At 61.5% G+C, this 26,631-nt stretch carries 19 protein-coding genes; 9 read left to right on the top strand and 10 right to left on the bottom strand.

Annotation, left to right across the window (positions count from 1 at the left end; all coding sequences use genetic code 11):
• Window positions 1–39 precede the first annotated feature (39 nt).
• A complete protein-coding gene (pdxR, locus tag AC1RMX_RS02740; RefSeq protein WP_493070324.1) occupies window positions 40–1,593 on the top strand; it encodes a MocR-like pyridoxine biosynthesis transcription factor PdxR in 1,554 nt (517 codons plus the stop codon).
• On the opposite strand, the gene AC1RMX_RS02735 is transcribed toward pdxR, so the two are convergent.
• From AC1RMX_RS02735 to aspA, 8 genes are all read right to left on the bottom strand, one after another.
• A complete protein-coding gene (locus AC1RMX_RS02735) occupies window positions 1,590–6,191 on the bottom strand; it encodes a dermonecrotic toxin domain-containing protein (RefSeq protein ID WP_493070322.1) in 4,602 nt (1,533 codons plus the stop codon). The two genes, pdxR and AC1RMX_RS02735, sit on opposite strands and share 4 nt — an antisense overlap.
• Window positions 6,192–6,309: 118 nt before the next feature.
• Window positions 6,310–7,410: a polyamine ABC transporter substrate-binding protein gene (locus AC1RMX_RS02730; protein WP_096817142.1), complete on the bottom strand. Its 1,101-nt coding sequence runs from the start codon at window positions 7,408–7,410 to the stop codon at window positions 6,310–6,312.
• Window positions 7,407–8,432, bottom strand: a complete 1,026-nt coding sequence (locus AC1RMX_RS02725) for a histone deacetylase family protein (protein WP_007954279.1) — start codon at window positions 8,430–8,432, stop codon at window positions 7,407–7,409. The genes AC1RMX_RS02730 and AC1RMX_RS02725 overlap by 4 nt, the downstream gene beginning before the upstream one ends.
• A 165-nt stretch (window positions 8,433–8,597) precedes the next feature.
• Complete coding sequence (locus AC1RMX_RS02720) at window positions 8,598–10,487, bottom strand: ankyrin repeat domain-containing protein (RefSeq protein ID WP_493070320.1); 1,890 nt, start codon at window positions 10,485–10,487, stop codon at window positions 8,598–8,600.
• 72 nt (window positions 10,488–10,559) lie between these two features.
• A complete protein-coding gene (locus AC1RMX_RS02715) occupies window positions 10,560–11,552 on the bottom strand; it encodes an AraC family transcriptional regulator (RefSeq protein WP_096817146.1) in 993 nt (330 codons plus the stop codon).
• Between the two features lie 87 nt (window positions 11,553–11,639).
• Window positions 11,640–12,644 (bottom strand): asparaginase, encoded by a 1,005-nt coding sequence (locus tag AC1RMX_RS02710; protein WP_493070318.1) that lies wholly within the window; start codon window positions 12,642–12,644, stop codon window positions 11,640–11,642.
• Window positions 12,645–12,743: 99 nt separating this feature from the next.
• Window positions 12,744–14,189 (bottom strand): alanine/glycine:cation symporter family protein, encoded by a 1,446-nt coding sequence (locus tag AC1RMX_RS02705; RefSeq protein ID WP_493070316.1) that lies wholly within the window; start codon window positions 14,187–14,189, stop codon window positions 12,744–12,746.
• A gap of 429 nt (window positions 14,190–14,618) precedes the next feature.
• Complete coding sequence (gene aspA / locus AC1RMX_RS02700; RefSeq protein WP_096817152.1) at window positions 14,619–16,043, bottom strand: aspartate ammonia-lyase; 1,425 nt, start codon at window positions 16,041–16,043, stop codon at window positions 14,619–14,621.
• A 180-nt stretch (window positions 16,044–16,223) separates the two neighbouring features.
• Here aspA and AC1RMX_RS02695 point away from each other — a divergent pair, with 180 nt between their 5' ends.
• The 5 genes from AC1RMX_RS02695 (at window position 16,224) to AC1RMX_RS02675 (ending at window position 19,908) form a co-directional block, all read left to right on the top strand.
• Window positions 16,224–17,132: a LysR substrate-binding domain-containing protein gene (locus tag AC1RMX_RS02695; protein WP_493070314.1), complete on the top strand. Its 909-nt coding sequence runs from the start codon at window positions 16,224–16,226 to the stop codon at window positions 17,130–17,132.
• Between the two features lie 212 nt (window positions 17,133–17,344).
• The gene (purE, locus tag AC1RMX_RS02690; RefSeq protein WP_007954291.1) at window positions 17,345–17,836 is read left to right on the top strand and encodes a 5-(carboxyamino)imidazole ribonucleotide mutase; all 492 of its coding nucleotides are present in this window, start codon (window positions 17,345–17,347) and stop codon (window positions 17,834–17,836) included.
• Window positions 17,837–17,846: 10 nt separating this feature from the next.
• Entirely contained in the window at window positions 17,847–18,929 is a 1,083-nt protein-coding gene (locus AC1RMX_RS02685) for a 5-(carboxyamino)imidazole ribonucleotide synthase (RefSeq protein WP_102620660.1), read from the top strand.
• Between the two features lie 106 nt (window positions 18,930–19,035).
• Window positions 19,036–19,281, top strand: coding sequence for a GlsB/YeaQ/YmgE family stress response membrane protein (locus AC1RMX_RS02680; protein WP_096817158.1), 246 nt, complete (start codon window positions 19,036–19,038; stop codon window positions 19,279–19,281).
• 90 nt (window positions 19,282–19,371) lie between these two features.
• Window positions 19,372–19,908 (top strand): DUF3299 domain-containing protein, encoded by a 537-nt coding sequence (locus AC1RMX_RS02675; protein ID WP_096817160.1) that lies wholly within the window; start codon window positions 19,372–19,374, stop codon window positions 19,906–19,908.
• 48 nt (window positions 19,909–19,956) lie between these two features.
• Here the strand turns inward: AC1RMX_RS02675 and AC1RMX_RS02670 are convergent, their stop codons facing one another.
• Both AC1RMX_RS02670 and AC1RMX_RS02665 read right to left on the bottom strand, forming a co-directional pair.
• A complete protein-coding gene (locus AC1RMX_RS02670; protein WP_493070312.1) occupies window positions 19,957–20,856 on the bottom strand; it encodes a D-hexose-6-phosphate mutarotase in 900 nt (299 codons plus the stop codon).
• Window positions 20,857–20,915: 59 nt separating this feature from the next.
• Window positions 20,916–21,320, bottom strand: coding sequence for an acyl-CoA thioesterase (locus AC1RMX_RS02665; protein ID WP_003229628.1), 405 nt, complete (start codon window positions 21,318–21,320; stop codon window positions 20,916–20,918).
• Window positions 21,321–21,699: 379 nt separating this feature from the next.
• Here AC1RMX_RS02665 and AC1RMX_RS02660 point away from each other — a divergent pair, with 379 nt between their 5' ends.
• The 3 genes from AC1RMX_RS02660 to AC1RMX_RS02650 all read left to right on the top strand — a co-directional run bounded on the left by AC1RMX_RS02660 (window position 21,700) and on the right by AC1RMX_RS02650 (window position 26,626).
• The gene (locus AC1RMX_RS02660) at window positions 21,700–22,998 is read left to right on the top strand and encodes an MFS transporter (protein ID WP_493070310.1); all 1,299 of its coding nucleotides are present in this window, start codon (window positions 21,700–21,702) and stop codon (window positions 22,996–22,998) included.
• Window positions 22,999–23,166: 168 nt separating this feature from the next.
• A complete protein-coding gene (locus AC1RMX_RS02655) occupies window positions 23,167–24,168 on the top strand; it encodes a phosphate ABC transporter substrate-binding protein PstS (RefSeq protein ID WP_065258236.1) in 1,002 nt (333 codons plus the stop codon).
• A 424-nt stretch (window positions 24,169–24,592) separates the two neighbouring features.
• On the top strand, window positions 24,593–26,626 hold the full coding sequence (locus AC1RMX_RS02650) for an ABC transporter permease subunit (RefSeq protein ID WP_173861303.1): 2,034 nt from the start codon (window positions 24,593–24,595) through the stop codon (window positions 26,624–26,626).
• The last annotated feature ends 5 nt before the right edge of the window (window positions 26,627–26,631 follow it).

The raw sequence follows: 26,631 nt of genomic DNA, 5'->3' as shown, positions 1-26,631 counted from the left end.
GTAAGAGCCATTGATGACCAATTTCATAGGTCCATTGCCATGCCCGATTCGACCACGCTGTCGCTGCCGTTCAACCCTGCTGGCATTGAGCTCGACCGCCGTAAAGGCCTGAGCCGTCAGCTCTATCAGGCCTTGCGCCTGCGGGTGCTCGACGGGCGCCTGGCCAGCGGCACACGCCTGCCGGCCAGTCGCGATCTGGCGGCAGCGCTGGGGATTTCCCGCAACAGTGTGGTGCGCGCCTACGATCAGCTGTATGCCGAAGGTTTCATCGAAGGGCGGGTCGGGGACGGTACTTATGTGGCGCAGTTGCCCCAATCGACGACACCGACGAAAAAATTATCCACAAAAGTATCCACAGGGTTTTCAACAGGCTTACCCACAGCCTTATCCACAAAACCGGTCGATTCCACTGGGGATTTATCCAGCAAAGTTATCCACAGCGGTGCGATGCAGCGGCTTGAACAGAACCATTTGCCTACGCCGCCGAGTGGTCCGCCACGGGCTTTCAGGGTGGGTGTTCCGGCGTTCGATCTGTTCCCGTTCGACGTCTGGGCCAAGCTGAATGCGGCGTTCTGGCGTAAACCCGATTTGCAGCAACTGTGTTACGGCGACCCGGCGGGCGATGCGCGGTTGCGTGGACTGATCGCTGCCTATTTGCGCAGTTCGCGGGGCATGCAGTGCTCGGCTGAGCAAATTGTGATCACCAGTGGCGCACAGCAAGGAATCAGCCTTTGTGCACAGTTGTTGGTGGAGCCAGGCGCCGGGGTCGGCATCGAGAATCCCGGCTACCGCGCAGCGGGTCATGCGTTCGCATTGGCCGGTGGTCGATTGCACGGCATTGCGGTGGATGAGGAGGGCATCGATTGCGCAGCACTGGCGGCCGCCGAAGATTGCCGGGTGGCCTATGTCACGCCGTCTCATCAATACCCGACCGGGGTGGTGATGAGCCTGGCGCGACGCCTGGAATTGCTGGCCTGGGCCGAGCGCACCGGGGGCTGGATCGTCGAGGACGATTACGACGGCGAATATCGCTACACCGGCGCGCCATTGGCCCCGTTGGCTGCGCTCGATCGCCAGGGTCGCGTGCTGTACGTCGGCACCTTCGGCAAAGTCGCGTTCCCGGCGCTGCGCCTGGGTTATCTGGTGTTGCCGCCGGGGTTGGTGGAGGCCTTTGCACAGCGGCGTGCGGTGGATGTCCGGCATTCCGAGGTGAGCACCCAGGCGGTGATGGCCGAGTTCATGGCGGCCGGGCACTTTCAGCGACACATCCGGCGGATGCGCCGTGCTGCACTCAGCCGGCGCAATGCGCTCATCAATGGTTGGCCCCAGGGTTTGGCGGGTGTCGGCGAACTGCCGGCCGTGTCCGCCGGACTTCATTTGACGGTGGCGGTCGACAGCGTGGCCCGCGAACAGCAATTGATCGAACAGGCCGCCAGCGTCGGGGTGGAAGTCCATGGCTTGAGCAAGTACTGGCTGCCGGACTCGACGACGCCGATCGATCAGCGCGCCGGTCTGGTGCTGGGTTTCGCGGCGGTGCCGGAGCCGGCGATCGAGTCGGCTCTGGCCCGCTTGCGCGAAGTCTGGCGCAGTTAATCATCTTTCGGTCGAGCGTCCGCCTGTGGTTTGAGGAACAGGTCGCGCACCTGCGGATCGACGATACGCCGTAGTGCATTGTCGACGGCGTCGAAGGTGTCCAGTGTCTGGCGGGTCTTGTCATCCAGCGTTTGCAGATACGCATCGGCGAATTTCAGGTGGGCGATGGTGTACAGCTCATCCGCATCCCCGAGCTGGTCGTAATGAAAGTGCGCCACCCATAGCGGTTTGTTTGCGTTGGCCTTGTCGAGAATCCGGTACTCCTGAAAGTAGTCCCCGCGATGCCGGGTGCGAATGCGTCCGCGTGGGTCCTTGATCACGTTGACCTGCCCGTTGTCGTGCAGCCAGTGGAAATAGGTTTCCCGAGGTTTGCGTTGTTTGAGCATGGTTGCGTAGGTCGCAATGCCGTCGGCGTGGGTGCGGGTTGCGCCTTCGCGCAGGCTTGGGATGAGGGAGGCGATGGGCCAAGGATCCTTCCTGGCATTTTTTTTTCGGGTGATCGCGCTGTCGACGTCGATGGCCATCTGTTTGAGGCGGTCGACTTGCTGTTCGAACATGTCGCGGATGTCAGCGGGAATACGCCCCGGTCGCTTGGCGTCCTCGCGGGTTTTCCTGTTGAAGCTCTCGATGTTCGCTTCAAGCGCCATTGCCGCTGAAACAATACCCTCGTCATCGGCGGGCGCCGTCGGTTCGGGTCTTTGCGCGGTGAGTTTGACGAACGATGTCTCGGCCTCCGACTCGCCGCTCTGGGCCATGGGGGCTGACTCACCTGTTTCGGGGCGTGGACGACTTTTGCTCACCTTCACTTTCGGCTGCGACGTTGAAGGCTGCGGCCGGGACTTGACGGGGGCGGGTCGTTCTTCCGGTTCGGGCAATTCTGTGGTCAGGCGTTCGCGGGCCACTTCATGAAACTCGCCGATCAGCTCGCGAACCCTGTCGAGCCTGGCCTGAACGAACTGGCCGGGATGGGCCGCAGGCAATTGCTCCACGCGTTCACCGAGGCTGGCGAAGAGATCGTTCCACTGCGACAAACGTTCGATTCGCGCGTGTTGTCCGTTTGCGATCACCGCGTTTTTACTCAGCAGGATCAGCTCATGACTGGCATCGGCAGCCGTGGCCGTGATGATCCCGATCGCGGCGCGGGCGGCGTTCATGGCGGCTCCTGGCTTCTCCTCCACACAGCGCTCGTAGGACATGCCGATTTCATTGGCCTTGAGATCGAGTGTGTTGAAGTCTGGCAGCAGCAATTCCAGCCTCGTGGCCACTTCTCTGGCCTTGGCTGAATGGCTGTTCAATATCTGGAGCGAGCGATCCAGGGTCTGCAGGGTGCCAATCATTTCGTCGCTCAACGCGGTGGCGACGGTGGCGATTTCGATCTGTTGCTTGCGTGGTACCAGTGTGTGTTGGTTCGCGCTGTCGACAAAGATCTGTGTGGTCTTGGCGTACATCCGCATTTTCACCCGCAGCCACGAGCCGAAACAGCGGTGCTGACCCAGGGTCAGGCTCATCAGTCTGGCCTGGTGTACCGAGCCACCGCCACCCGCCAGACGCCAGCTTTCGAGCTGGTCCAGCGCCTGGGTGTACTCATTGCCCAGCTTCGTGGCCCTGTCCAGATAGACGGATGCGGAGTGCTCGAAGCCGGCTTCGCTGGTGTCCCGTGGAAGGGCTACCAGCGCTCGCAGCAGTTGTGTTTTCGCCTCTGTTTCGTGTGCTTCAAATTGCTCCAGCTCAGTCCAGGCAGCCTCCATTGACTGCTTTTTGGAGCGGCGGAACGCCTCGATCCGGCTTTTCGGCATGCCGCCGCGCAAGCGCAGTTTCGGGTCCCAGTGCCATTGCCCGGCAGTCTCGTCGTATGTCAGCGCCATGCCGATACGCAGTGGATCGGCCGGATCGACGATATGCACCGGCTCGTCTGCCCGGGCGATCACCTGGAACCAGCGCGTACCGACCCGGGCGCAGGTCTTGCCGTCGAGGGTGTACAGGTGAGTGACTGGTGAGGCCTGTTTCCCGCTCAAGTCAGGTGTGGCGATCTTGAAGCGGTCGAGCATCGCGATGAAGCGTGCGCTGGTGTCGGGTCGCAGCAGTGTCCCTTGCTCGAGTTGGGTGAGATGCGCGGCAGGCACCTCGCCAGTGATGGCAACCGGGTCGAGCGTGACTGACGGTGTGACTTCTGGTGCGGACTCCTCTTTCTCCGGCGACAGTCGGGCCGTTTCGCGGGATTCCTTCTGGTGCGGCAGCCACGAGCGGTTGCGTCGCGCCACGACGCGTTGGGTCAGGATGATGCCGAGCGTCAGCAGAACATCGGCGGTGGATTGCCAGGCCACGAGGGTGTCGTCGCGTTCATGGGCATCGATCGCCTGCTGGATCTGCGTGATGGTCTGCCAGACCCAGACGGCGGTACCCGCCGCGCCGCTCATGAAGTTCGCAGCAACGCTGAACATCGCCCAGCCGCTGTCCGCCAGAAGTGCCCAGCGTCGTTCGCTGTTGGACTGCGACTGGCGGTTTGCAAGATCGACCAGTGCCTGGCTGTTGACGGTGTACAGCGAGGCAAGGATGTCGCCGCCGAGGGGGGTGTCCGCCAGTTCGATCGGGCCGGTCAGGTCAAGGTGCATGAACGGTTCGGTGGCCAGTTGAGTGACGATCCACGGCGAGGGCAGACCGACCGGGAAGGCGTACTGTGAGTACTCGAAACTCAGTGCTGCACTGCCCAGCCAGGCCAATACCGAATTGCGCAGTTCGCCATCCTGATACAGCGCGTACATCAGGTTTTGCAGAGAGGCGAACTGCATCAACGGGGTATCCAGCAGCGGCCGGTACAACAGGCAAGGACCCTGGGTATGGTCTCGCGGACAGATGATGAACATGTTGGCGACAACGTCCGAACGCCTGCTCAAGCGGCGGCGAGGGACGAATGCCAACGGACGGATCGTCACCGAGTGTTCGGCTGTTGGAAGTTTGCGGGTGATGGCATCCATCAATTGGCAGACGTAGTCATAACCTTGCTGATCGACGTCGCCCTGGTGCTGGAGCTTGCATTCCAGTGCAAGCATCGGCAGGAGTATCGGCAGCTGGCGCATGTAGCGGGTCTTTTGCTCGCCCGCCCGGATCGGGTCATCGATCAGTGCGCGTTTGATCAGTTGCGGGTAATGACCGCCGATGTCGACTTTTTCGGCGATGGTGGTCAGAAAATCCACAGTCAGCCAGGCCGGTACGACGTGGCCATCATCGAAGGCGACCGTGGCCAGATAGGGCGGGGCGTTTTGCAGGGCGAACTCACCCAGGGTCTCGTGTATTCGGTCAAATGGATTGGGCAGGGTGAAACCACCGCTTTCGAGGCTGTTGGTCACACTGATCCGCAGGTGTTCCAGAGGCAGTTCGGCGGCGCCCTCGGCGCTTTTGTCGGCGATGATTGCTTCGCGCATGCGGCGTTCGGCGTAGGGCTTGATCAGGGGAATGTCGTCATCCCTGAAAACACCCTTCTCGACGTCGTCACGCAAGGTGCCGAGCTCGGCAATGTAGCGACTATAGTCCTGCAGATCACGGAGGGAGCCGGCTTGCAGCCAATCGGGAATGGCCTCTTCCAACTGGTCGAGCCGGGCTCGTTCGAGCGGATTGAAACGACCGCGGCTCTGTCTTGCGGGGGAGGCATGGGCACTGATCGACTGGTTGGCGGGGTCAAGTGCCTCGATCGCGCCGAGCTGATTGCTGATCAGCGCCTGTGCAACGGCGTCGAAGATATGCCCTTCGGGTTCGATCAGGCGCCATTTCAGGGAGCGCCCGGACAGCTCGGGATCGAGTCGCTGTGGCAATGTTTCGCCTAGCGCGACCAGCGACTCGAAGGACTCATAGCCATCGGCAACGGTGTACATCAGGATCCGTTGCCGCTGTTTGACGGTGGCAGTCAGCACCAGTGCGCCGGCAATGAGCAGGTGCGTGCTGTCCTTGCCGTCAACCAGGTCGATGTCCATCAGGCAGGCTTTCAGCCCGCTGAAATCGCTGTTCACTGTCGAGCGTTCTGCCCGATCCGGATGCTGCGCAACAAATCGCGCCAGTGCGCACTCGTCGGCATCCCAGCCACTGGCCGTCTGCACATTCGCGGCCGAACACAACAGGTCGGACAGCTCTTGCCAGCGCGGCTGGGTGCCGGCGGACTCATTCCAGTAATCGAGTTGGCGCTGCTGGTATTCGAGGAACAGAAACGGTGCAAGGTCGTTCACCAGCGAGGTGACGTCGTCCATGCTCACCGGCAGGAGGATGGGCGGAGTGGCGTCGGGTGTGCGGGTCAGGAAGTGCTCGCCTTCGATGTAATCGGCCGTGGTTCTGTTCAAGCAGTGCTGGATAAAGGCATGGGTCAGGGATTCGAAGGCAAAGACCCCGGTGGCGTTCTGTGTGGCATCGGTTTCGCGCAGAGGCGTCGCGAGCATCGTGCGATCCGGATCGATGTGTTGGCCGGGATGGCTTTTCATCAGTGCTTCGCGCAACAGCGCCGAGGCGACTTGATGCAGCGAGTAGCCCCGGCCGGTCAGTTCGACCAGCCGGCTCTGTTTCAGCAAGGGAGGGGAAACGCTGGGCGTAGCGGCGGCGGCAGGTTCAGTCATGGTCGTGTCCATGGGGGAAAACCGGCACATTAAAATTCCGGCCACGGCACGCGGCGGTACATAGATCTTGCAGGCAAAAAAAGACCCGCGGAGGCGGGTCTTGGTGGGGCGGAACGTTTCAGGTGCCGGACTTGATCTTGGTCCACGCCCGGGTGCGTGCCCGTTCTGCATCACGCGGCAACGGTTGCAGGGTGTAGAGCGTATTCATCGCCGCATCCGTCGGGTACAGGTTGGGGTTGTTGCGGATTGCCGGATCGACATGTTCGGTGGCGTCCTTGTTCGGGTTCGGGTAACCGACAAAGTCGCTGACCGGCGCGATCACCTGCGGTTGCAGCAGGTAGTTGATGAAGGTGTAGGCGTCCTGCGGGTTCTTCGCTCCTTTCGGGATGGCGAGCATGTCGAACCAGATCGGCGCACCTTCCTTCGGCAGGCGCATGTCGACCACCACACCGTTCTTCGCCTCTTTGGCGCGATTGGCGGCTTGCGAGAAGCTGCCCGAATAACCGACCGCGACGCAGATGTCACCGTTGGCGATATCGGCCATGTATTTGGACGAATGGAAGTAGGTCACGTACGGACGAATCTTCATCAGCAAGGCTTCGGCCTTGGCGTAATCCGCCGGGTTCTTGCTGTTGGGGTCGAGGCCGAGGTGTTGCAGGGCCAGCGGCAGGATCTCCGATGGCGAGTCGAGCAGGGCGACGCCGCACTGCTTGAGCTTGCTGATGTTCTCCTCCTTGAAGATCAGGTCCCAGCTGTCCACCGGCGCGTTGTCACCCAGTGCAGCCTTGACCTTGGCCGGGTTGAAGCCGATCAGGATGGTGCCGTACATGTAAGGCACGGCGAACTTGTTGCCCGGGTCGTTGGCCTCGATCAGCTTCATCAGTTTCGGATCGAGGTGGTTCCAGTTCGGCAACTGGCTGCGATCCAGCGGCTGGAACACCCCGGCCTCGATCTGCTTGGCCAGGAACACGTTGGACGGCACCACCACGTCATAGCCGGAGTTGCCGGTCAGCAACTTGGCCTCCAGTGCTTCGTTGGTGTCGAAGATGTCGTAGACCAGTTTGGTCTGGCTGTTCTGCGCCTTGAAATCTTCCAGTGCCTTGGGGGTGATGTAGTCGAACCAGTTGTAGACGCGCAGGGTGCGTTCTTCGGCGTGTGCGGCGCCGCTCAGCAGTGCCGCACAAAGCGCGGGCGCGATGAAGTGCTTGAGTCTGTTCATTGTTCGAAACCTTCGAGCACGTTCACCGCGTTGATGCCGATTTCTTCCACCGCGTAGCCACCCTCCATGACGAACAGGGTCGGTTTGCCGAGAGCGGCGATGCGCTTGCCCATGGCCAGGTAGTCCGGGCTGTCGAGCTTGAACTGCGAGATCGGATCGTCCTTGAAGGTGTCGACGCCCAGCGACACGACGATGATGTCGGCGCCGTAGTTGTCGATCTCCTGGCAGGCCTGATCCAGCGCCGCACTCCAGACATCCCAGCCGGAACCCGCCGGCAGCGGATAGTTGAAGTTGAAGCCTTCACCGGCCCCTTCGCCGCGCTCATCTTCATAACCGAGGAAGAACGGGAATTCCGCTTCCGGGTGGCCATGGATCGAGGTGAACAGCACATCGCTGCGCTCGTAGAAAATCGACTGGGTGCCGTTGCCGTGGTGGTAATCGACGTCGAGAATCGCGACCTTCTTGTGGCCCTGATCGAGGAACGCTTGCGCTGCGATGGCGGCGTTGTTGAGGTAGCAGTAGCCGCCCATCAAATCGCCGGCGGCGTGGTGTCCCGGCGGACGGCACAGGGCGAAGGCTCCGCGCGCACCGCGCTGGATTTCCGCTTGTGCGGTCAGCGCCACTTGCGCCGCGCTGTACGCGGCTTGCCAGGTGCCGGCGGTGATCGGCGCGCCGCCGTCGAAGCTGTAATAACCGAGCTGGCCGTGCAGGCTGGTCGGCTTGACCTGACGCAAGGTGCGCGCCGGCCAGGTGTAGGGCAGCAAGTCGCCGTCGGTGTTGAATTCGGTCCAGCGCGCCCAGGCGCCTTTGAAGAAGTCGAGGTAGTCGCGGCTGTGGATGCGCTCGATCGGCCCGAGGCCGAAATCCTTCGGTGCTTCGACCGGGCCGAGGTTTTGGTTTTTCACCCGTTGCAGCACGTGGTCGGCGCGCGACGGCATCTCGAAGCAAGGCTTGAGCTGGCCGTCGATCAATTCGCAGCGGCCATGGTGCAGGTGGTGATCGTCAGAGTAGATCGTCAGCATTTGTTGTTCTCCGCAGGGGCTGATTCGGTTGACCCCAGTGTTGCGGCGCGGGGCGAATCGGAGAACGTCAGGAGCGGCCAAAAGGGGATCGATATGGCCAAAAGAACTGACCGAAATTCGCCCCTTGGATGGATAAGGCGCCCCAGGAAGAGGCGCCGTTCGGATTCAGAGGCGAGTAGCGGTTTTGCCAATGGCGGCTTGATGGCGATCAAGTACCTCAAGCCAATCCGGACGCTGTCGTTGTTCCAGCATCTTGCGCAATGCGCTGTAGGCATCGTCCGTACAGGGCTCACCCAGCGTTGGGTCGGCCCCTTTTTCCAGCATCAGCGTGAACAGCTCAAGGACCTGCTGGTGGTCGATCTCTCGATCCATGTCGCCTCTGGGGGCCTGGCTCGCGAGGAGGTACAGAACCGAATCCAGGCGGTCTCGTTCATGGCAACGTCCGGCAGGGTAGACAAGATTCAGCTGCGCACCGGCTTCAACCAGACGTTTTGCTGCCGAATAGTTGTTGCGGTAGATCGCTTCGTACAACGCGGTTCTCTGTTCTTTGCTTTGTCGGCGATCGAGGTTCTGAGGATGCTTGAGCAGCCAGTTGAACAGCTCGTCATCTTTACCCGATGTACGTTGCATCAGCAGGGTCTCACCCCGTGCATCGGGCTCGTCGATGGCGGCGCCGGCATTGAGCAGAAACTCGGTTCGCTGGCCCTGTTGCGGATCCTTGTCGGCTTTGAGGTCTTTGTTGAATGCTTGCATCACCAGCGGTTCGCTGCCGTTGATGCCGCTGGTTTCAGCCCCACGGTCGAGCAGCAGGCGGGCGATGGCGAAGTTCGGCGCATCCAGTGCGTGCAACAAGGCACTTCGGCCGTCCTCGGCCAGGGTTTTGGCCTGGAGGCCACTGTCGAGCAACTGCCGTACACGCGGTTCGTCCTGCTGGTCCACGGCCTCGATCAATGGCCATTGTGCCTGGCAGGCCTGAGGTTCGGCCTGGGCTAGTCCCAGCCTCTGAACCACGCGCTCCGGAACGCTCAGATTTCGCTGCAGGCGCAGACCGCAGTAAATCCGGTAATACTCCTGCGCCAATGCGTACTGGGTCGTGTAGGCGGGTGCTTTTTCATAGCCTTTCCAGGCCTGATCCGCGAGGTTGAGATAGACCGGAATGCGTTGTGGTGCGCGACGTGCTACTTCCAGCAGCCATTGCCGGGAACCTTCATCTGGCGCCAGGTCACTTTTCCAGTAAGCAATGTCGTTGAGCTGGCCGGGGAAGTCTTTCTGATCGGCACCGATTCGGCGAAAGTCCTGGTTCAAAAACAGCTCATCGACCTTCTTCAGTCCAGGGCCTTTGTCGCTGGCCTTGCTCAGTTGCTGGTGCAGCTCCCACAGTTGCAGGGCGCCGTCGCCAGCCTGGTAGGGCTGTGGATCGACTTCGATACTCAGAGGGGCGTCGGGTACGCTGTAACGCATGGCGTCCCGGGCTCCTTCGATGCCTTTGAGCCAGGTGTCGAGCACGGTTGCAGAGGTTTCCTGCAGCGGCTGGAACGACAGCAGGTGATCGTTGCGCACCCGCCCCAACGCCATCAACGGCTCACCGGGCGTGCGCCAGTCGATCAGCAGGTAGCGCTTGGTTTCCCAGCCATTGGTTTTGACACAGTCGAAACTCAGGGTATCGACCACGATACCCGGCGCGATGTCGGTGCGCATGGCCGACGAGCTCAGATTCATGTACTGAAACTCGGTGATGCAACTGTGAAACTCTTCGGCGGTGAGCAATGGGATCGGTCCCAGTTTGTGCACACGTTCGCGGTAGTTCTCATCGCTGTAAACGTTCAGGTAGAACAGACCGCGAAAGCTGCTGAGCAAGCCTGTCAGAGGTTTCGCAACTCCGGGCGTTTCAGCCGCGGCGGGGATCGGAATGATGGTTTTGCCATATTCGGGTGCGTCAACCACCGAGTGCGGCGGGAGCCCCCACCAGTTCAGTTCGATGGCCTGCGCGGCCAATGGCAGGTTGAACAGTGCAGCGAGCAAGGCGAGGCGTGAATAGCGACGGAAAAGAAGCATCAAGCAAAAACACCGGCAATGGGGGCGGGCCGCGTAATGTAGTGCAGTCAGTGGCGCGATGCCTGATTTATCTCAAGCGCGGAACTGACTCGGCGCCACACCGCTCCAGCGCATGAAGGCATGGCGGAAGCTCGCGGTCTCGCTGAAACCCAGGGTCTCGGCGATGCGGTAGATCGGCAACTGATCCTCGCAAAGCATCTGCTTGGCCCGTTCGAAACGCAGTTCGTCGAGCAGTTCCTGATAGCTGCAACCCATGTCTTTCAGATGCCGGCGCAAGGTGCGCGGCGAGCAGTTCATCTGTTGCGCCAGACCTTCCAGCCCCGGTGCGGCGTTGAGTTGTGCGGTCAGCAACTGGCGGATCCGCCCGAGCCACGCCTGCCTGCCGGTGAACTCGGTGTTCTGTTTGCGGCAACGTTCGGCCATGGCCTGGTGGGTGATGATGTCGGCCAGCGGCAGCGGCTGATCGAGCCAGCGCCGGTCGAAGGCAAAGGCGTTGTCCTTGGCACCAAAGTGCAGGGGCGCGTTGAAGTGTTCGGCGTAGCTGTCGCGGTAATCCGGCGCGGCGTGTTCGAAACGGGTGGCGAGTAGTGGCAGTGGATGGCCGAGCAGGTCATCGCAGATGACTTTCAGTGACACCAGACAGAACTCCGCGTTGAACACCGCCATCCCCGGGCTTTCGCGGTAATCGGCAGCGACGAACCAGATGCGTTCGCCGTCGTCCTCCAGGCTCAGCTCGAAAAGTGTTCCCAGCAGCGCCGGATAACGGATCGCCAGGCGCAAAGCGTCACCGAAGGTGGCACAGGTCAGCAGCGCGTAACCGAGGATGCCGTAGCAGGAAACGTGCATGCGCCGGCCCAGTTCCAGGCCGATGTCGTGCTTGAGCGCGACTGCGTTGGCGCAGACCTGCATCTCCTGATTGGTGGTGATGCGGGTGTCGGCCCGGCTCAGGTCCGCCGCGCTGATGCCGCTGCCGGCGAGCAGCGCTTCACTGGACAAGCCTTCGGTCTTGAACGTGTTGAGGATCAACGAGACCGCATTGAGTGTGGTGAGGTGGGAGTGGAGCATAAGATCTTCCAGCCTTGGGATGCTGGAAACGGCAGCAAGTTGCATGCCGGGCTGTGGGAGCAGAGGGGCTCCCACAGCTTGTTGCGATCAGATGAGTTCGCCGCACAGGTCGAGTTCGACCAGACGCCGCACTTCGGCCGTTTCAAGGCCTGCACCCAGCAAAGCATTCAACTTGCCGAACGCCGCCTCACGGGTCATGCCGCCACCGGACAACACGCCAGCGCCACGCAAGCGGCTGCCCGCTTCGTAGATATCCAGTTCCACACCACCTTCATGGCACTGCGTGACCGCAACCACGACGACACCTTTATCCCGCGCACGGCCGAGGCTGGCGAGGAACTCTGGATTGTCGCTCGGCCCGGTACCGCTGCCGTAGCACTCCAGCACCAGACCCTGAATGCCGCTGTCGAGCAGGCCGTCGATGATCCCGGAGCCGATGCCCGGGAACAACGGCAACACCGCAACCCTGGCCAGTTGCTTGGGCTGGTTGTAGTTCAGCGCGGCTGGCAGCGAGGTGGCTTTCACGCCGCCGCCCTGACGTTCCAGACGTTTGAACGGATGACGGCCAAAGCTGCGCACTTTCGCGCAACGGGTCGGGGCCAGCAGTTCGCCGTGGAAATACAGATGCACACCCGGCGCCAGGCCGTGGCCGAGGGCGACCAGCGCGCCGCTGAGGTTTTCCCAGGCGTCGCTGTCGGTGACGCCGGCCGGCAGCATCGAACCGGTGAAGCACACGCGGGCATGCAGGCCGAGCAACTGGAAGCTCATGGCGGCGGCGCTGTAGGCCAGGGTGTCGGTGCCGTGCAGGATCAGCACGCTGTCGCAGCCTTGCACATCAACGGCGTCGACGACGGCTTCACGCAGTTGCTGCCAGTAGGTCGGGGTCATGTTGGCGCTGTCGATCAGCGGCGACATCTCGCGAAAGCGCCACTGCGGCACCACCAGCTCAGGCTGACTGTGCAGGTAATCGCGCATCCGCGCTTCGAAACCGGAAGCCGGGGCCAGGCCGTTCGCGCTGGCCTGCATGCCGATGGTGCCACCGGTGTACAGCACCATGACGTGCTGGGCGGCAGGGTAGGTCGAGGAATTCATGGGGAGTTCTCCTGAACGAAGACAGCATGCGGTCGAGCATGACGCCGACCGCCGCTTGTGTCACGCCGGGCGCAAGACCTGCGCCCGGTTTTTACCCGATCAGCGTTGCGCTGCGGGGATGCCCTGCGGCTGAGCGTCAGCCTTGGCAGCAACCGACGGATTGGTCGGCCAGGCCTTCAGGTCCAGGTCCAGATCGGTAAATTTGCTGGAGTCGAACACTGGCTGGCTGACGCCGGCGCGGCGCTGCTCGTCGTAGTCACGCATCACGCGCATGCCGACCTTGAACAGCATGGCCAGGGCTATCAGGTTGACGAAGGCCAGGCAGGTCATGGTGATGTCGGCGAAGGCGAACACGGTCGACAGATCCTGCATCGAACCCCAGACCACCAGCGCCAGCACCAGGCCGCGGAAAGTCATCAGCGCAGCGCGGTTGCGGGTGAGGAACTGCAGGCTGTTCTCGCCCAGGTAGTAGTTGTAGAGGATGCAAGTGAAGACGAACAGCGACAGCGCGACGCTGACGAACATGCGACCCCAGTCACCGACCACGGCGGCCAGCGAGTTCTGGGTCAGGACGATGCCGTCACCTTCGAAGCCCGGGGTGTAGAAGCCCGACAGCAGGATCAGCAGCGCGGTGCAGGTGCAGATCACGAAGGTGTCGAGGAACACACTGAACGCCTGAACCACGCCCTGAGCGCCCGGGTGCTTCACGGCGGCCACGGCGGCGACGTTCGGCGCACTGCCCAGGCCCGCTTCGTTGGCGAATACGCCACGTTTCACGCCCATGACAATCGCGCTGCCGAGCAGGCCGCCGAAGGCCGGGTCGAGACCGAAGGCGCTCTTGAAGATGGTTTCCAGCATGGCTGGCACGTGTTCGATCTGGGTGCCGATCACGTACAGGGTCACGCCGATATAGGCCAGGGTCTTGATCGGTACCAGCAGGTCGGACACCGAAGCGATGCGCTTGATGCCGCCGATGAAGGTGATGGCCAGCAGCACTGCCAGGACGATACCGGTGTGTTGCGGGTCGAACGCAAAGGCGTTTTGCAGCGAGTGGGTCACGGTGTAGGACTGCAGGCCAATGAAGGCGAAGCCGTAGGTGACCAGCAACAGGATCGAGAACACCACCGCCATGCCTTTGAGCTTCAGGCCGTGCTGGATGTAGTAGGCCGGGCCACCACGGTACAGACCGTCGCCATCGGCGCGCTTGTAGACCTGGGCCAGGGTACATTCGAAGAAGCTGCTGGACATTCCGACCAGTGCAGTCACCCACATCCAGAACACCGCACCCGGACCACCGAGGGTCACGGCGATGCCGACACCGGCGATGTTGCCTGCACCGACGCGGCCGGCGAGGCTGAGCATCAGGGCCTGGAACGAGCTGAGTTGCCCGGCGCTGCCTTTGAGGCTGTCGCGGAACACCGCGAACATGTGGAAGAAGTGACGCAATTGAACGAAACGCGAGCGAATCGTGAAGTAGCTACCGAGCCCGACAATGAGCACGATCAGTACTTTCCCTGAGAGGAAGTCGTTGATGACTTCGAGCATGGATTTTTCCTCGCTGTTTTTTGTGTAAGCAAATACTGGATGGTCGGAAACATCGCGTTACACCGGTGTGCGTTCGGCACGACAGGCGAGGCGAGGGTTTCGTCCCGGTTCCATTTCGCGGGTTTGTTATTAGTTCGGGTTTCGCATGGGTTATGGCCTCGTTACCGACGACCGCTCACGCGAAGAGGGGCGGCACTATACCGATCAGTGCGGCGCCCGTCTGCACGGTTGTGGTGCAAGCGACGAAACGAGGCTTTGAAACACCCGACGTTACCGGCGTCGGGCTTTTGCGGGATGGCTCCCACAGAAGACGTTTGTCCTTTCAAATAGTTAAAAAAAAGGGCTTGGAGAATGATCTCCAAGCCCTCAAAAGGTGAGAGGTGTCTAGTCCCTCGACCTGGTGAGCGGTGCTACAAGTAACGCGTCGGATCAGCCTTTCAGAGGCACCAGACGCGGAGCAATCATGTTTTCCGGGCGCAGGATGTCGGCGAGCATGGCTTCGTCGAGCAGACCTTCTTCGCGCACCAGTTCCAGCACGCCGCGGCCGCTTTCAAGGGCGATACGGGCGATGCGGGTGGCGTTTTTGTAGCCGATGTACGGGTTCAGTGCGGTGACCAGACCGATCGAGTGTTCGACCAGTTCACGGCAGCGCGCTTCGTTGGCGGTGATGCCGACGATGCAGTGCTCGCGCAGCATGTCCATGGCGCGTTGCAGCAGGCGGATCGAGTCGAGGATCTTGAAGGCGATCAGCGGCTCCATCACGTTCAGTTGCAGTTGGCCGCCTTCGGCTGCCATGGTCAGCGCCAGATCGTTACCGATGACCTGGAATGCCACCTGGTTCACGGCTTCCGGAATAACCGGGTTGACCTTGCCTGGCATGATCGAGCTGCCTGGCTGACGCGCCGGCAGGTTGATTTCGTTGATGCCGGTACGCGGGCCGCTGGACAGCAGGCGCAGGTCGTTGCAGATCTTCGACAGCTTGACCGCGGTGCGCTTGAGCATGCCGGAGAACAGCACGAAGGCGCCCATGTCGGAGGTGGCTTCGATCAGGTCGGCGGCTGGAACCAGCGGTTGACCGCTGATCAGTGCCAGACGCTGTACGGCCAGGGCCTGATAGCGCGGGTCGGCGTTGATGCCGGTGCCGATCGCAGTGCCGCCCAGGTTTACTTCAGTCAGCAGTTCCGGGGCCAGCGTCTTCAGACGGGCCAGGTCTTCGCCCATGGTGGTGGCGAAAGCGCGGAACTCTTGACCCAGGGTCATCGGCACGGCGTCTTGCAGCTGGGTACGACCCATCTTCAGGACGTGGTTGAATTCTTGACCCTTGGCCGCGAATGCCTGAATCAGGCTGTCGAGGCTGGCCAGCAGCGCGTCGTGACCCAGCAGCAGACCCAGGCGGATCGCGGTCGGGTAGGCGTCGTTGGTCGACTGCGCCATGTTGACGTCGTCGTTCGGGTGCAGGTACTGGTACTCGCCTTTCTGGTGACCCATCGCTTCCAGAGCAATGTTGGCGATCACTTCGTTGGCGTTCATGTTGGTGGAGGTACCGGCGCCACCTTGAATCATGTCGACCACGAACTCTTCGTGGAAATCGCCGCGGATCAGACGTGCACAGGCTTCGCTGATGGCAGCGTGCTTGGCTTCGCTCAGGTGACCCAGCTCACGGTTGGCGTCAGCAGCGGCCTGTTTGACCATTGCCAGACCGACAACCAGCTTCGGGTAGTGCGAAATCGGAACGCCCGAGAGACGGAAGTTGTTCACCGCTCGCAGGGTCTGGATGCCGTAATACGCTTGAGCAGGGACTTCGAGGGCGCCAAGCAGGTCGTTTTCTGTGCGGAATGATGCAGCGGAGGACATGATAGAAATCATCTCGATATGGACCCGGTCTGTGCCGGAACGCTGCGAATGCTAGGCTTGTGGGAAATTTTGGGCCAATGCTGTTAAACACTGCCCTATGCACATTCGGCATAATGCCCGTGTGACGCCGCGTGCGCGGCAGACGTGTGACCTGTTTTGGTGCGTGTCCGGGAGGACGTGATGAATCTGGAAAGCAAATGGCTCGAGGACTTCAGTGCTCTGGCCGCCACTCGCAGCTTCTCGCAGGCGGCCGAACGGCGCTTCGTGACCCAGCCGGCCTTCAGTCGGCGGATCCGCAGCCTGGAGGCGGCGCTCGGGCTGACGCTGGTCAACCGCTCGCGCACGCCGATCGAACTGACGGCGGCGGGGCAACTGTTTCTGGTGACCGCGCGCACGGTGGTCGAACAGCTCGGCGAAGTGCTGCGCCACCTCCATCATCTGGAAGGCGGGCAGGGCGAAGTGATTCAAGTGGCGGCGGCGCACTCGCTGGCGCTCGGTTTCTTCCCGCGCTGGATCGCGCAACTGCGCAACGAAGGCCTGAACATCGCCACGCGGCTGGTGGCGACCAACGTCGGCGATGCCGTGCACGCGCTGCGTGAAGGTGGCTGCGATCTGATGCTGGCGTTCTACGACCCGGACGCAGCGATGCAGATGGACCCGGAAATTTTCCCGTCGCTGCACCTGGGGCAGACCGAAATGCTTCCGGTGTGCGCGGCGGACGCCAATGGCAAACCGCTGTTCGATCTTGAAGGCGAGGCCAGTGTGCCGCTGCTGGCCTACAGCGCCGGGGCGTTTCTCGGGCGCTCGGTGAACGGCTTGTTGCGCCAGCGTGCGCTGCGCTTCACCACTATTTATGAAACCGCCATGGCCGACAGCCTGAAAAGCATGGCCCTCGAAGGCCTCGGCATTGCCTGGGTGCCGCAACTGAGCGTGCGCAACGAGCTCGCCCGTGGCGAACTGGTGGTCTGCGGCGGCCCGCAATGGCACGTGCCGCTGGAAATTCGCCTGTACCGCTGCGCGCTGGTGCGCAAGGCCAATGTACGGTTGTTGTGGCGCAAGCTTGAAGGCGGTGCGGCACAATCTTCCTGAATGCGCTGGCGCTGACCTTTGAGTCAATAAAACCGGGGCTTTGGCTCATTTGACAGATGGTCGCATCGGGGGCTGTTTATTGCTTTCTTTGCGGTATACTGCGCGGCCTTCGGCCGGTTCGTCCGGCCATTTTTCCTACAACAAGCCACGCATTCTGCGTGGCTTGTTGTTTTTGACGCGCCTGCGGGCGCCCAGAGAGAAGAGGCGCGACGATGAGTGCACTGGTTGGCGTGATCATGGGCTCCAAGTCCGATTGGTCCACCCTTAGCCACACCGCCGATATGCTGGAAAAGCTCGGCATCCCGTACGAGGTCAAGGTGGTTTCTGCCCACCGCACCCCGGATCTGCTGTTCCAGTACGCCGAAGAGGCTGAAGGCCGCGGCATCGAGGTGATCATCGCCGGTGCCGGTGGCGCAGCCCACCTGCCAGGCATGTGTGCGGCCAAGACCCACCTGCCGGTGCTGGGCGTACCGGTGCAGTCGGCGATGCTCTCGGGCGTCGATTCGCTGCTGTCGATCGTGCAGATGCCGGCCGGCATCCCGGTTGCCACCCTGGCCATCGGCAAGGCGGGCGCGATCAACGCAGCCTTGCTGTCTGCGAGCATCCTGGGCGCCAAGCATCCACAATTCCACGCGGTACTGAAGACCTTCCGTGCCGAGCAGACAGACAGCGTCCTGGACAATCCAGACCCACGTATTGCCTGAGGTTGTTGAGATGAAGATCGGTGTAATCGGTGGCGGCCAGTTGGGTCGCATGTTGGCCCTGGCGGGCACCCCGCTGGGCATGAACTTCGCTTTCCTCGACCCTGCGCCGGACGCTTGCGCCGCTGCACTGGGTGAACACCTGCGGGCCGATTACGGCGATCAGGATCACCTGCGTCAGCTGGCCGATGAAGTCGATCTGGTGACCTTCGAGTTCGAAAGCGTCCCGGCTGAAACCGTGGCGTTCCTTTCGCAATTCGTGCCGGTCTACCCGAGCGCTGAAGCCCTGCGCATCGCTCGCGACCGCTGGTTCGAGAAGAGCATGTTCAAGGACCTGGGGATCCCGACCCCGGCGTTCGCCGACATCCAGTCGCAAGCCGATCTGGACGCCGCCGTCGCTTCGATCGGCCTGCCTGCCGTGCTGAAAACCCGCACCCTGGGTTACGACGGCAAGGGCCAGAAAGTCCTGCGCAAGCCTGAAGACGTGGTCGGCACATTCGCCGAGCTGGGCAGCGTGGCCTGCCTGCTGGAAGGCTTCGTGCCGTTCACCGGCGAAGTGTCGCTGATCGCCGTGCGCGCCCGTGATGGCGAGACGAAGTTCTATCCATTGGTGCACAACACCCACGACAGCGGCATTCTCAAGCTGTCGATCGCCAGTACCGATCACCCGTTGCAGGCCCTGGCCGAAGGCTACTCCAGCCGCGTCCTCAAGCAGCTGGACTACGTTGGCGTGATGGCATTCGAGTTCTTTGAAGTCGACGGTGGCCTCAAGGCCAACGAAATCGCCCCGCGCGTGCACAACTCCGGGCACTGGACCACCGAAGGCGCCGAGTGCAGCCAGTTCGAAAACCACCTGCGGGCCGTAGCCGGTCTGCCGCTGGGTTCGACCGCGAAGGTCGGCGAGAGCGCGATGCTCAACTTCATCGGTGTCGTTCCGCCGGTTGAAAAAGTCATCGCCATCGACGATTGCCACCTGCATCACTACGGCAAGGCGTTCAAGGCCGGGCGCAAGGTCGGTCACGCCAACCTGCGTTGCAAGGACAAGGCGACCCTCGAGCAGCAGATCCTCAAGGTTGAGGCGCTGATCGCCGAGTAACGAGAGTTTCATCTGGCAGCGGCGGAACCATTAGGGGCCGCCGTTCTCTGATGGCAGGATGCCAAAGTCTGGCTAGGCTATAGCCAATCAATCAGAGGGAAATGCCATGGGAATTATCGGAACCATTTTTATCGGCCTGATCGTTGGCCTGCTGGCACGGTTCCTGAAACCGGGCGATGACAGCATGGGCTGGATCATGACCATCCTGCTGGGCATCGGCGGTTCGCTGGCAGCCACTTACGGCGGTCAGGCCCTGGGCATTTATCACGCGGGCCAGGGTGCAGGCTTCATCGGTGCGCTGGTGGGCGCGATCATCCTGCTGGTGATCTACGGCCTGATCAAAAAGAACTGATCCAAAGCGACAAAGCCCTCTCTGCCAAACCGGTGGAGAGGGCTAGAATGCTCGGCGATTGACTGTTTCCTCCTTCCTGCGAGCATCTTCATGCGCCGTCTTCTGTTGACTCTCCTTTTGCTGGGCAGCGGTCTGGCCCACGCCGGCGATCTGCCGGAAACCGACTGGCTGGAACTGATGCCCAAGTCGGATCAGAAAGCCCTCGAGGCCATGCCTGAAATCGACCACAACTCCCCGGAAGCCACCGGCACCTTCACCGAGAAGGGCGGGATGAAGCAGGCCAAAGGTTTGCCGGCGGTGATGTACTCGACCAAGACCGTGGCGTCGATGAACGACAAACACATCCGTATCGGCGGTTATCCGGTGCCGCTGGAGTCCGACGCCAAGGGCCGCAGCACGTTGTTTTTCCTGGTGCCGTACCCGGGCGCGTGCATCCACGTGCCGCCACCGCCGCCGAACCAACTGGTGCTGGTGCGTTATCCAAAGGGTTTGAAGCTGGACGACATCTATACACCGCTGTGGGTGACCGGCACGCTGAAGATCGAAAAGGTCAGCAATGACCTGGCCGATGCGGCCTATGCGCTGGAAGCGGACAAGGTGCGGGTGGTGCAGGAAAAGGATCTGTAAATCCAAGCAGCAAAAAAAATCGCAGCACTGGGGCTGCGATTTTTGTTTTCAGAGTGGCTGGCTGCCGACGCTGACACCCATGGTGTGGCTGGCTTCCGGTGCCAGGGTCACCACATCGTCCATCACGTTCGCCGTCTCGATGCACAGCATGCGCTGCCAGCCATCGTTGTCCATGTCGCTGAACGCGGCGGCGCGGTCGATCCACGGGTTCCAGATCACTGCCGTGCGTGAACCGCTGGCGGTCAGCACAATGCGCCGTTCCCAGGCCGGATCGACGATGCTCAGTTGCGGCGGAGCATCGAGGTAGATGCGGTCGGTTTCCCCGGCAAAGCGCAAGTCACCGTGCTGGTTGTGCGTCTTCCAGTCATCCAGGGTCTCGATGTAATCCAGGCCGTCCACGCCTTCGACGCGCACGTTGCGCACATCGCTGACGGCGAAGTAACTGTGCAGCGCCTGGCTGATGCTGACGGTGTCGGCGCCCCGGTTGTGGCTGGTCAGGCTGATGTGCAGTTGGTCGTCGAGGCGCAGGGTCAGGGTCAGATCGACCTGATGCGGCCAGCCCGGAAAACCACCTTCCGGGTAGGGCAGCTTGAATTCCACTTTCAGGCTTTCGCCCTCGGTTTCGATACCGCCCAGTTCCCAATCCATCGCCCGGACAAAACCGTGAGCGGCGGCCGGTTCTTCGCTCACACGCATCGCCTGAACGCTCTGCGGGTTGCGGGCGAAGACGCCGAACCATGGCCAGCACACCGGCACGCCGGCGCGGATGCTCTTGCCGGTCTTGAACACGGCCTTGTCGTTCAGCCAGATCAGCGGCGGCTGGCCGTCCACCTGATAACTGAGGATGTGCGCGCCTTGCTGGGCGACCAGCACTTCAGCCTGACCGTGGCGGATGCGCCAGCAGTTCAATTCATCCAGTTTCACGGCTTCAACGTTGGGCGTGTTCATGGGACAACTCTCGAATCAGCAACTTGGGACGACTATCGACCTGCAAACGGCCGCGAGGTTTAACGTGCGCGTGGCGGAACGGAGCGAGTGCGACCGCTGCCATCGATGGCAACGAACACGAACACCGCTTCGGTCACCTTACGCCACTCGCTGGACAGCGGATCGTCGCTCCACACCTCGACCATCATCTGGATCGAGCTGCGACCGATTTCCAGGGTCTGGGTATAAAAGGACAATTGCGCGCCGACAGCCACCGGCACCAGAAACGCCATGCGATCGATGGCAACGGTCGCGACACGGCCACCGGCGACGCGGCTGGCCATTGCAGTGCCGGCCAGGTCCATCTGCGCCACCAGCCAGCCGCCGAAAATATCGCCAAAGCCGTTGGTTTCGCGAGGAAGCGCGGTGATTTGCAGGGCCAGGTCGCCTTGCGGGATCGGATCTTCTTGTTCGAGCTCTATCATGCCGGGGGTGCCTCTGACCCGTGACTCTTCGTTGGGTATTGCTGGTGGTAGCCGTCTTCAGGAAAAACGATTCAGCACCGAACATACTACGTTCGTCACGTTTTCCATAAGGCGTCTAAAGGGGAAACTCTGCGAAACCGGCTGGATCCACGCGCCAAGGCGACCAACGACGTTTTCGCACAGCAACCCCCTACAAGCGGGAGCAAGATTGCGAGTATATCGGTCGGTAGACTCCGCGACGACCGTCCGGTTCTCATTTCGACCGTCAAAAACGCGCCTCTATGTGCTTTTTCGAACAATTTGCTATGGTGCCGAACCTGCCCGAGCCACAGCCAGCGTTGTTGTGGCGGCAGATCCGACTATAAGAGAAGACCTTGCCATGACCACAGCGCCCTCGAGCCTCGCGCAGTCCGACCAACCCGCACGACCGTTGACCCGCAATGACTACAAGACTCTGTCGCTATCGGCCCTGGGGGGCGCGCTGGAGTTTTACGATTTCATCATTTTCGTGTTCTTTGCCACCGTGGTCGGCAAGTTGTTCTTCCCGGCCGACATGCCCGAGTGGCTGCGCCTGATGCAGACCTTCGGCATCTTCGCCGCCGGTTACCTCGCGCGGCCGTTGGGCGGGATCGTCATGGCGCACTTCGGCGACCTGCTGGGGCGCAAGAAGATGTTCACCCTGAGCATCTTCATGATGGCCGTGCCGACCCTGATCATGGGCCTGCTGCCAACTTATGCACAGATCGGCATGTGGGCGCCGATCCTGCTGCTGTTGATGCGCGTCATCCAGGGCGCGGCGATTGGCGGCGAAGTGCCGGGGGCGTGGGTCTTCGTTTCCGAACACGTACCCGGGAAGCACATTGGTTACGCCTGCGGGACCCTGACCAGCGGCCTGACCGCCGGCATCCTGCTGGGCTCGCTGGTCGCCACCGCGATCAACAGCATCTATACGCCAGTGGAAGTCTCGGATTACGCCTGGCGGATCCCGTTCCTGCTCGGTGGCGTGTTCGGTCTGTTCTCGGTCTACCTGCGCCGCTGGCTGCACGAGACCCCGGTGTTCGCCGAGCTGCAACAGCGCAAGGCCCTGGCCGAAGAAGTGCCGCTGCGCGCGGTGCTGCGTGACCATCGCGGTGCGATCGCCATTTCGATGCTGCTGACCTGGCTGCTGTCCGCCGGCATCGTCGTGGTGATCCTGATGACCCCGACCGTGCTGCAGACGGTCTATCACTTCTCGCCGACCACCGCGCTGCAATCCAACAGCCTGGCGATCGTGTTCCTGAGCCTGGGCTGCATCATTTCCGGTGCATTGGCCGATCGCTTTGGTGCCGGTCGTGTGTTCGTGTTCGGTTGCCTGGGCTTGCTGATCAGCTCCTGGACCTTCTATCACAGCCTCGCCGATCACCCGAACTGGCTGTTCCCGCTGTATGCGCTGACCGGTTTTCTGGTCGGCACCATCGGCGCGGTGCCGTATGTGATGGTCAAGGCGTTCCCGCCGGTGGTGCGCTTCAGCGGTCTGTCCTTCTCTTATAACGTCGCTTACGCCATCTTCGGCGGCCTGACCCCGATGGTGGTCAGTCTGCTGCTGAAGGAAAGCGCGATGGGGCCTGCCTATTACGTGGCGGTACTGTGCGGGATGGGGATCCTGGTCGGCGCCTGGCTGTGGAGCAAGGGCCGGTAATTCACGCCGCTGAATCAGCCTCACACGTTCGGTTACAACTGAAAGGCCAGCCTTCCGACAGGGGATGCTGGCCTTTCATCCAATTGTCATATTTCAGCCATAGAGTGTTCACACGGCCTGCTGATACTTGGCCCCGACTTAACACCCCCTATCTGCTAGGAGTAAGGCATGAAACTGAAGCGTTTGATGGCGGCAATGACTTTTGTCGCTGCTGGCGTTGCGACCGCCAACGCGTTCGCCGCTGTTGACCCGTCGATCCCGAGCTACACCAAGACCACTGGTGTGTCGGGCAACCTGTCCAGCGTCGGCTCCGATACCCTGGCCAACCTCATGACCTTGTGGGCCGAGAACTACAAAAAAGAATACCCGAACGTAAACATCCAGATTCAGGCCGCTGGCTCCGCCACCGCGCCACCTGCGCTGACCGAAGGCACCTCCAACCTGGGCCCGATGAGCCGCAAAATGAAGGACACCGAACTGGCGGCCTTCGAACAGAAATACGGCTACAAGCCAACCGCTATCCCGGTTGCCGTGGACGCCCTGGCTGTATTCGTGCACAAGGACAACCCGATCCAGCACCTGACCATGGAACAGGTTGACGCGATCTTCTCGTCCACCCGTCTGTGCGGCGCCAAAGCCGACGTTAAAACCTGGGGCGACCTGGGCGTGACCGGTGACCTGGCCAACAAGCCGGTTCAACTGTTCGGTCGTAACTCGGTATCCGGCACCTACGGCTACTTCAAGGAAGAAGCCCTGTGCAAAGGCGACTACAAGCCTAACGTCAACGAACAACCAGGCTCGGCTTCGGTCGTGCAGTCGATCAGCTCCTCGCTGAACGGCATCGGTTACTCGGGCATCGGCTACAAGACCGCCAGCGTGAAAACCGTTGCTCTGTCGAAGAAAGGCAGCACCGATTTCATCGAAGACACCGAAGAAAACGCCCTGAACGGCAAGTACCCGCTGTCCCGTTTCCTGTACGTATACGTCAACAAAGCCCCGAACAAGCCTCTGGCCCCGCTGGAAGCCGAGTTCGTGAAACTGGTTCTGTCGAAACAGGGCCAGGAAGTGGTAGTGAAAGACGGCTACATCCCACTGCCGGCCAAGGTTGCTGCAAAAGCACTGGCTGACCTGGGCCTGCAGGAAGGCGGCGCTGAAGTCGCAAAAAAGTAACAAACTGAGTCAGGGGTGAACCCCGCCTGACTCACGTGTGGGGCCCGGCCCGCAAGCGGCCCGGCTCCCACACTCCCCGAATTCTTTTATCCACTGCCAGTGCCCTGCTGGCGGCGGATTTGGTGCGTCACTGCATTGTCATCTTTCTGTCATACAGGATCGCTAGGGTGTGCGCATGAATGATCTGGCCAATTCCAAAATGACTACGAACCCTCCCAAGCGCATTGACTTCAATACGCCTGAGTTGCAACGCAAGCGCCGCATTCGCGCGCTCAAGGATCGCTTCACCCGCTGGTACGTCCTCGTCGGCGGTCTGGCGGTGCTGGCAGCCATCACCCTGATCTTCTTCTTCCTCGCTTACGTCGTCGCGCCTCTGTTCAAGGGCGCTGACCTGACCGCGAAAGATGCAATCACCCCGGCCTGGATGCAGGACGCCGGCAAGCCACTGATGATTTCGCTCGAAGAGCAGAATCAGGTGGCCATGCGCGTTTCCGACAAGGGCCAGGCGCTGTTCTTCGACATCGACAGTGGCGCTGAATTGAAGCGCGTCGATCTGCCGTTGCCGGCAGGCGCCAGTGTGACCTCCATCGGCGAAGACCAGCCGGGTCATCCGCTGGTGGCCGTGGGCCTGTCCAACGGTCAGGCGCTGGTGTTCCGTCACACCTATAAAGTCAGCTACCCGGATGGCAAGAAAACCATCACCCCGGCGGTCGAGTTCCCGTACGGCGAGACGCCGATTGCGCTGAACGAGAGCGGCGGTGCGCTGGAGCACGTCAGCCTCAACGCCACCGACTCGACGCTGATGCTGGTCGGCTCCACCGGTTCGCAACTCAATGTGCTGTCGCTGACCAGCGAAGAAAACATGATGACCGGCGAAGTCACCAACGAGCAGAAACGTATCGATCTGCCGCAGATGACCGAGCCGGTGAAAAACATCTTCGTCGATCCGCGTCAGCAATGGCTCTACGTGATCAACGGCCGTGCCCAGGCCGATGTGTTCAGCCTGCGCGACAAGAGCCTCAACGGTCGCTACAAACTGCTGGAAAACGCCGACGCGCAAGTTACCGCTTCCACCCAGCTGGTGGGCGGTATCTCGCTGATCGTCGGCGACTCCACCGGTGGCCTGGCCCAGTGGTTCATGGCCCGTGACACCGATGGCGAACTGCGCCTGAAGCAGATCCGTACCTTCCAGATGGGCAAGACGCCGATCGTTGAAATCACCGCTGAAGAACGTCGCAAGGGCTTCCTGGCCCTGGATGCCAGCGGCAAGCTCGGCGTGTTCCACAGCACCGCGCACCGCACCTTGCTGGTCGATCAAGTGGTCGAAGGCGAGGGCCTGTTCGGTCTGTCGCCGCGTGCCAACCGTGTGATCGTCGAGGCCGGCGGCAAGCTGCAACCGCTGCTGCTCGACAACCCGCACCCGGAAGTCTCGTGGAGCGCGCTGTGGAGCAAGGTCTGGTACGAGAACTACGACGAGCCTAAATACGTCTGGCAATCGACCGCTGCCAACACCGATTTCGAACCGAAACTGAGCCTGTCGCCGCTGACCTTCGGCACCCTGAAAGCCGCGTTCTACGCGATGCTGCTGGCTGCACCACTGGCCGTTGCTGCTGCGATCTACACCGCGTACTTCATGGCCCCGGGCATGCGCCGCAAGGTCAAACCGGTGATCGAGCTGATGGAAGCGATGCCGACGGTGATCCTCGGCTTCTTCGCCGGCCTGTTCCTCGCGCCGTATGTGGAAGGGCATCTGCCGGGCATTTTCAGCCTGCTGATGCTGCTGCCGATCGGCATCCTGGTCGCCGGTTTCACTTTCAGCCGCCTGCCTGAATCGATCCGCCTGAAAGTCCCGGATGGCTGGGAAAGTGCGCTGCTGATCCCGGTGATCCTGTTCGTGGGCTGGCTGTCGCTGTACATGAGCCCGTTCATGGAGAACTGGTTCTTCGGCGGTGACATGCGCATGTGGATCTCCCACGACCTTGGCATCACCTACGACCAGCGCAACGCACTGGTGGTCGGTCTGGCCATGGGTTTTGCGGTGATCCCGAACATCTACTCGATCGCCGAAGACGCCGTATTCAGCGTGCCGCGCGGCCTGACCCTGGGCTCGCTGGCCCTCGGTGCCACGCCGTGGCAGACCATGACGCGCGTGGTGATCCTGACCGCCAGCCCGGGCATTTTCTCGGCGCTGATGATTGGTATGGGCCGTGCGGTCGGTGAAACCATGATCGTGCTGATGGCCACTGGCAACACCCCTGTCATGGAAATGAACCTGTTCGAAGGCCTGCGCACCCTGGCCGCCAACGTCGCGGTGGAAATGCCGGAGTCGGAAGTCGGCGGCAGCCACTACCGCGTGCTGTTCCTCTCGGCGCTGGTGCTGCTGTTGTTCACCTTCGTCATGAACACCCTCGCGGAACTGATTCGTCAGCGTCTGCGCAAGAAATACTCGTCGCTTTAAGAAAG

The organism is Pseudomonas sp. GW822-FHT03F04 (genome assembly GCF_058801405.1).
This window is presented reverse-complemented; position numbering and strand designations above follow the sequence as displayed.

Bases quoted from the DNA above. Each gene is read 5' to 3' on its own strand.
- AC1RMX_RS02705 (WP_493070316.1), bottom strand. From the start codon at position 14,189: ATGCTCGAAGTCATCAACGACTTCCTCTCAGGGAAAGTACTGATCGTG.
- AC1RMX_RS02715 (WP_096817146.1), bottom strand. From the start codon at position 11,552: ATGCTCCACTCCCACCTCACCACACTCAATGCGGTCTCGTTGATCCTC.
- AC1RMX_RS02650 (WP_173861303.1), top strand. From the start codon at position 24,593: ATGCAGGACGCCGGCAAGCCACTGATGATTTCGCTCGAAGAGCAGAAT.
- aspA (WP_096817152.1), bottom strand. From the start codon at position 16,043: ATGTCCTCCGCTGCATCATTCCGCACAGAAAACGACCTGCTTGGCGCC.
- AC1RMX_RS02655 (WP_065258236.1), top strand. From the start codon at position 23,167: ATGAAACTGAAGCGTTTGATGGCGGCAATGACTTTTGTCGCTGCTGGC.
- AC1RMX_RS02685 (WP_102620660.1), top strand. From the start codon at position 17,847: ATGAAGATCGGTGTAATCGGTGGCGGCCAGTTGGGTCGCATGTTGGCC.
- AC1RMX_RS02730 (WP_096817142.1), bottom strand. From the start codon at position 7,410: ATGAACAGACTCAAGCACTTCATCGCGCCCGCGCTTTGTGCGGCACTG.
- AC1RMX_RS02725 (WP_007954279.1), bottom strand. From the start codon at position 8,432: ATGCTGACGATCTACTCTGACGATCACCACCTGCACCATGGCCGCTGC.
- AC1RMX_RS02670 (WP_493070312.1), bottom strand. From the start codon at position 20,856: ATGAACACGCCCAACGTTGAAGCCGTGAAACTGGATGAATTGAACTGC.
- AC1RMX_RS02680 (WP_096817158.1), top strand. From the start codon at position 19,036: ATGGGAATTATCGGAACCATTTTTATCGGCCTGATCGTTGGCCTGCTG.
- AC1RMX_RS02695 (WP_493070314.1), top strand. From the start codon at position 16,224: ATGAATCTGGAAAGCAAATGGCTCGAGGACTTCAGTGCTCTGGCCGCC.
- AC1RMX_RS02735 (WP_493070322.1), bottom strand. From the start codon at position 6,191: ATGACTGAACCTGCCGCCGCCGCTACGCCCAGCGTTTCCCCTCCCTTG.
- AC1RMX_RS02720 (WP_493070320.1), bottom strand. From the start codon at position 10,487: ATGCTTCTTTTCCGTCGCTATTCACGCCTCGCCTTGCTCGCTGCACTG.
- AC1RMX_RS02660 (WP_493070310.1), top strand. From the start codon at position 21,700: ATGACCACAGCGCCCTCGAGCCTCGCGCAGTCCGACCAACCCGCACGA.
- purE (WP_007954291.1), top strand. From the start codon at position 17,345: ATGAGTGCACTGGTTGGCGTGATCATGGGCTCCAAGTCCGATTGGTCC.
- AC1RMX_RS02675 (WP_096817160.1), top strand. From the start codon at position 19,372: ATGCGCCGTCTTCTGTTGACTCTCCTTTTGCTGGGCAGCGGTCTGGCC.
- AC1RMX_RS02665 (WP_003229628.1), bottom strand. From the start codon at position 21,320: ATGATAGAGCTCGAACAAGAAGATCCGATCCCGCAAGGCGACCTGGCC.
- AC1RMX_RS02710 (WP_493070318.1), bottom strand. From the start codon at position 12,644: ATGAATTCCTCGACCTACCCTGCCGCCCAGCACGTCATGGTGCTGTAC.
- pdxR (WP_493070324.1), top strand. From the start codon at position 40: ATGCCCGATTCGACCACGCTGTCGCTGCCGTTCAACCCTGCTGGCATT.